This window comes from Microcoleus sp. B4-C1 (assembly GCF_036705285.1).
Classification (GTDB): Bacteria; Cyanobacteriota; Cyanobacteriia; order Cyanobacteriales; family Microcoleaceae; genus Microcoleus.
Genome location: NZ_JAUBUC010000150.1, coordinates 4137 through 7972, shown reverse-complemented (window position 1 = coordinate 7972; position 3836 = coordinate 4137). Strand labels below are relative to the sequence as shown.

Sequence of the window (3836 nt, the reverse complement as noted above, 5' to 3'; positions counted from 1 at the left end):
CCCGCCCGTCCTTTTTGGACGGGCGGGACGCCCATCCCACTTTCAAGAGTGGAAGTTATTTAATTCTCATTCCTAAGTGCTTAAACCCACATCTTTCTCAAATCAATGCGAAATTAACGGCACTAATACTGCTAGCAGAAACTCCGGCCAGAGAAGCTAAAATCTCCCCTGTTTGTGCAAACCGGATTAAAGTTGCATCGCTATCTTGGACAATTGCCAATTGCGAGAAACTCAACCCGTTACCCAACACTAACAAGTCTTGACCGACTTCAAAGTCAGCAACAGTATCAATACCAGAATTGGTAGATAATAAGAAGCGATCGCTCCCTACATCCCCTACTAAGGTATCATCGCCCAAATCGCCACTGAGGAAATCGTTACCCTGACCTCCTAGCAGAATATCATTGCCTTGACCGCCGTAGAGGGTATCGTCGCCCTTTTCACCAATTAGGATATCTTCACCTCGATTGCCAGAAAGGAAGTCATTGCCGGCACCACCAGTCAAGGTATCAAAACCCTTTCCGCCGTAGAGAGTATCGTCCCCAATTCCACCATCTGTTACGTCGTTGCCTTGATTGCCATTCATCCAATCATTGCCATCAAGGCTAAACAGCAAGTCATTTCCTTTTCTACCGCGCAATATATCATCGCTAGCACTTCCCATAATGGTATCATCGCCATCTGTGCTTTCGGTAGTATTTTCCCCATCTTTAACGAATTCAATACCGCTTTCTGGGAATGGTTCTTCGGGTGTAGATGGTGTACTGGAGTCATCAGTATCTAAAGTATTGCGGACTGTTGGATTGTTAGCTGTCGCCGACTGAATTTTGGTATTTAGAGATGCACCAGTATTTTCGGAAATCGCCGACTGAATCGTTTTATTTCCGGCTGCGACTTGCAGTAAATCTTGGGCTACTTCTCCTTGTGCGACTTTTTGGATGCGAGCCATTTCTGTCGCGGCATCTGAGGGCGAGGAATTGCTGGATGCGAGATCACTAATCCGCTGATTTCCCTCTGCAATAATTTGGGCAGCATCCGAAGTAATACTAGAGAGTTGTGGTACTTGCAGTTGACTCGTCGCCGACTGAATAATCGCTTGCAATTGTGTGGAATTGCTTAAATCGAGAGTGCCAGATTGAATTTGATTGGCAACGGCGGAAATTACGCGATCGCCAATCTCATTTTTCGCGGTATTTGAAGCACCGCTAATTAAATCAGTTATCAAAACAATGGTATTTTGTACCTGAGCGTGTGCTGCATAAACCGCCAAACCGTTCGGGTCGTTTTGAGTAATTGCCTCTAGCGGGTCGTAGCTAGTCAAGTCAATTACTGACGACACTCCCAGTGCAGATTTAACCTGAATTTGCGCCTGATTTGGGTCACTCCCTTGCTCGATCAACTCGGTCAATAGGGTAGTTAATGGAGTAACTACTGTAGCATCAGGTGTGGCAAATAGGGGTGTTTGCTGCGGCAAATAAGTAGAGGTATTGATGCCGTCTATGAGTACAATTTTGCCTTCATCCGGTTCGAGGTCGCCGCTATTATTTTTGTCGAATTGGTCAAGAGAGACATCTAAGTCAAAGCTGCCATCTGCGTTAGTAATTGAGAACGGTTCGTTTTCATCCTGAACTCCATTAAAGTTGGCATCGAAGAAGACTGTCGCCCCGGCCATGTAACCGTTAATTGCTCTACCCCTAGTGCTAGAACTCGGCCCCAAAGTAAACTTAGCTAACTCAAATGTGGCAAAGTTATTATCGTAGACGGTTTTGTAATCGAAGCACGGATAAGGGAGTCTGAATTCACGCGTGATGACTCTTTTCTTTCCGAACAATCTTATGCTTATTTCGGGGATTGTTTTATAACAAATTTCGGGTAAGTAGGCTTTTACTTGAGCACCCAGAAAAGCATTGACTTTTCCTGTTACATCAAACAGTTCCGAGGGTTTGCTGATGCGGGAAGTAATTTCCGATGTTCGGATTTTGCCGTCGCCACCTTGTTTCGGTTGGAATTCTCCGATATCTATCAAATCAATGCCCACTTTGCCTTGAATTCCACCTTTGACATAGCCCTCGGCCACGCCAACATTCAACCCTGCACCTACGGCAATACTAGCGTCAAGACTGAGTTCGTCAACATCTGGGCCTGTACCGTCAGCATTTTGGCGATCGCTCACATAAAATCCATCCAAAACTTTGCTAGCAGAGTCCGTCGCAAAATTAGACTTTTTCCACTCACTTAATCCGTGGGTATCGTACCCAAATCCTAGATGAGCTGAAGCACTAAACTTGCCTCCCAGTAAACCCTGGAGCGGCCCCCATATCGGAAATTTTTTCTCGATATTAAAGTCAAACCCCAGTTTTGGCATCTGATAGGTGAATACCGAAACATCGGGTTTACCTATCAGCAATTGAATCGCGGTTTCTGGTTTGGTCAAGAGTGGGATATCAAAGCCATCAATATCTTTTAAGGCATTTAAGAACTCCTTGACCTTGCCGCTTGTTTTGGAGTTAATTTGTTGGTTGGCTGTTTGCTGTACAGCAGTCGTTGGGATCGGGGAAGCATTCTGAAGATTCGCACTGTTATCGACAACATCTACATTCCCCAGAGTGTAAGAACCCAAATCGATTTTATCGGGAGAATTCGCTATTTGGTTTGCCAAATCAACAACTTTATCAACCTTGGCAACCGCATCTAAAAACCGGGTATCGATATCGCGCCCAGAGATTTTTGCTGCCAGTTCTAGTACGCTGACTATTCCATCCCCATTTTTATCAAATTCGCCAGCTAAACCTAGTGTAGACAGTAACTTAGTGTCGGCATTGAGGAAGTTGATAACTGGTCGAAATGGTTTAATGACATCAGAAATTTTACCGATAATTGGTTTGGCAAAATTATTGACAAATGTCCCCAAATCTAGTTGCATATTGTTAAATGCAACTGTGGGCTTTTGCGGCCCGGTTAATTGACCGTTAGCGTAATTTAGGATGGGCCAATTAACTGCTAAGTCGAAGTTATAGGAGGGGAATGCAGCATTGCCGTTGATACTGGTTTTTGCTGTGAGACCGAGATTAGCATTGCTCGTTAAGTCGGCATTGAATAAGTCTTTGAACTGATAGTTACCTTGCAATTCTGGCAATGTGAGGCGAGGGCCATCATTCGGGCCGCCCAGATTGTCTAAGTCATTGAGCTTGACTTCGAGGTTGGCATCGACTTTAGTAGGGTTTTTGGTATCGTTTGCCAGGTCTACTTGGAAAAAACCTAAGTTGCCTTTTGCCTTGAATTGATCATTTAGGCCCAAGTCAATGTTGGCGGTTAACTTAGTTTTGTCAGTATCTATGTAGCAGCCGAAATCTTTACTAACACCAACTCCCAGGGACAAGTTGAAGTTGTATTTTGATTTTGCTTTTCCATCTACATCTAAGCTTAATGCCGGCACTCCTAAGTTTTTAGAGAGATTGAGATCGGGAAACTGATATTGCTTGCCAAGAGTAATTAGCAAGGTACTTTCATTAGCACTAGAAGTCCCAGTTAGAGCAACATTGAAAGTCGAGCCAAGTGCAGTGCGGAGGCTACTTTCTAACTGACTCAGACTTTGATTTCCATGATTTTTAATTGTATCGACTAACTTAGTCTTGAAGTTGCCAATAAAATCTGGGGAAATGTCCTTGAGCGGGCCGACAATGGGTAGGTTAACTGCCTGTAATTGGTCGTCAAGAATTTTCTCAAGTTTATCCAATCCAGCTTCTACGCCGCACCAATTCTTCTGTGTGTCGATGGTACCACCAGGTGTCGGGGGTGTCGGTGGCGTCGGCGTTGGAGTGCCAGTTGTCGGCGTT

1 protein-coding gene is annotated in these 3836 nt (G+C 44.6%); it reads right to left on the bottom strand.

The annotated features are described in order from the left end of the window. Nucleotides 1–97: 97 nt before the first annotated feature. On the bottom strand, nt 98–3836 hold a 3739-nt coding region (locus QUB26_RS30595; RefSeq protein ID WP_333321076.1), incomplete at its 5' end, for a calcium-binding protein.